The 1,686-nt window shown below is 68.6% G+C and carries 2 protein-coding genes and 1 pseudogene; all 3 read right to left on the bottom strand.

Annotated features, from left to right (window positions below; genetic code table 11):
- Window positions 1-207 (bottom strand): annotated as a pseudogene (locus N878_RS19595) (HAD family hydrolase); the annotation flags it as partial.
- On the bottom strand, window positions 204-1,073 hold the full coding sequence (gene tesB / locus N878_RS19590) for an acyl-CoA thioesterase II (RefSeq protein ID WP_021445253.1): 870 nt from the start codon (window positions 1,071-1,073) through the stop codon (window positions 204-206). The gene tesB and the pseudogene N878_RS19595, both read right to left, overlap by 4 nt.
- On the bottom strand, window positions 1,070-1,686 hold a 617-nt coding region (locus tag N878_RS19585), incomplete at its 5' end, for a nitroreductase family protein (protein ID WP_021445252.1). The genes tesB and N878_RS19585, both read right to left, overlap by 4 nt.

The raw sequence follows: 1,686 nt of genomic DNA, 5'->3' as shown, positions 1-1,686 counted from the left end.
AGCCAGGGCCAGTTCACGTTCGTGCTGCAGCAGCCAGGCGTGCTTGGCCGCCGCCACCTCGGCCGGCAGGGCGGCGAGGTGATGGAGGATGTCGTGCTCCTGGGGTATCTCCAGGGCGCGCTTGATCGCCGGAAAATCGTGCACCGCCAGGGTCAGGGTGCCGTCCATGTCGAACACCCAGTGGCGCGCCGTCGCCAGTTGCCTCATTTCCAGTCTTCCCGCACGCGGGTCAGGCCTTCCTGGGCCGCCGAGGCCACCAGTTCGCCCTGGCGGTTGTAGATGCTGGCGCGGGAGAAGCCGCGGGCGTTGCCGGCCCAGGGGCTGTCCATGGCGTACAGCAGCCAGTCGTCCAGGCGCAGGTTGCGGTGGAACCACAGCGAATGGTCGAGGCTGGCGACCTGCATGAACTTCTGGAACACCGACACGCCATGCGGCTGCATCGAGGTGGTGAGCAGGTTGAAGTCGCTGGCGTAGGCCAGCAGGTACTTGTGCAGCTGCGGGTCGTCCGGCAGCTCGCCGGCGGCGCGGAACCACACGTACTTGACCGGCTCGCAGGGTTCGGGGGCGAAGGGATTGATCAGGGTCACCGGGCGGATCTCGATCGGCTTGTCGCTGATCGCGCGCTCGCGCAGGCGCTCGGGGATCATCGGTGCGACCATCCGCGCCAGTTCGGTTTCCGATTTCAGCCCCTCGGGGCCAGGCACCTCGGGCATCGGGCTCTGGTGGTGGAAGCCCTCCTCGTCGGACTGGAACGAGGCGCTGCAGAAGAAGATCGGCTGGCCCTTCTGCACCGCCACCACGCGGCGGGTGCTGAAGCTGCCGCCGTCGCGGGTACGCTCGACCTGATAGACCACCGGCAGGCTGGCATCGCCCGGGCGCAGGAAGTAGCCGTGCATCGAATGCACATGACGTTCGGCGGCCACCGTCTGGCTGGCCGCCGAGATGCACTGGCCGAGCACCTGGCCGCCGAACAGCTGGCGGAAACCCAGGTCCTGGCTGCGCCCGCGGAACAGGTTTTCCTCGATCTGCTCCAGGCTGAGCAGCGCCACCAGATCGTCGAGCACCTGGGTCATGGGGTCTCTCCTTGCACAGGGGGAATACGGGGTTGCGGGTAGGCCGGCAGGGAGGTCAGGCGTTCGTCCCATACGGCGCGGCCAAGGGTGAAATGGTAAAGGCTTTGCCAGCCGCTGTCGGCAGCGCCGAGCAATTCGTGCAGCGCATCGTCGAAATAGCAGCCGATGCCGGTGGCCGACAGCCCGGCCGCCTCGGCTTCCAGATAGAGCAGCTGGCCGATCTGCCCGCACTCCCAGTAGAGCCTGGGATAGCGCCAGGCGCCATCTGTCAGGGCATCCTCCAGCCGCGCCAGCATGGCCAAGGCCAGGCAGCCGTCGGCGGCGATGTCCTGGCCGCAACTCAGGAACCCCGCCAGGCCGCGGGCATCGCCTTGGAGCAGGCGGTACAGCGGCAGCTCGTCGTCCACCCGTTGCCACAGATAGTCCTCGCGCAGCGCCTGCACGCCGCGGCCGCTGCGATCCAGCCAGTACAGCCCCGGCGCCAGCCCCTGCACGCGATGGACGAACAGCAGCAGGTCGATGGCCGGCGGCTCGCCAGTCACCGCGAAGGGCACCGGCGACTGCGCCGGCAGCAGGCGCCGCAGCCAGGCCAGCAGCAGCTCGGCCTGGATGC

This window comes from Pseudomonas sp. EGD-AK9 (assembly GCF_000465935.2).
Taxonomy (GTDB): Bacteria; Pseudomonadota; Gammaproteobacteria; order Pseudomonadales; family Pseudomonadaceae; genus Aquipseudomonas.
Note: the sequence above shows the minus strand (reverse complement) of the source record. Positions and strands in the feature narration are given on the sequence as shown.

Excerpts from the sequence above, each read along its gene's own strand:
- tesB (WP_021445253.1), bottom strand. The coding sequence starts at position 1,073 with ATGACCCAGGTGCTCGACGATCTGGTGGCGCTGCTCAGCCTGGAGCAG.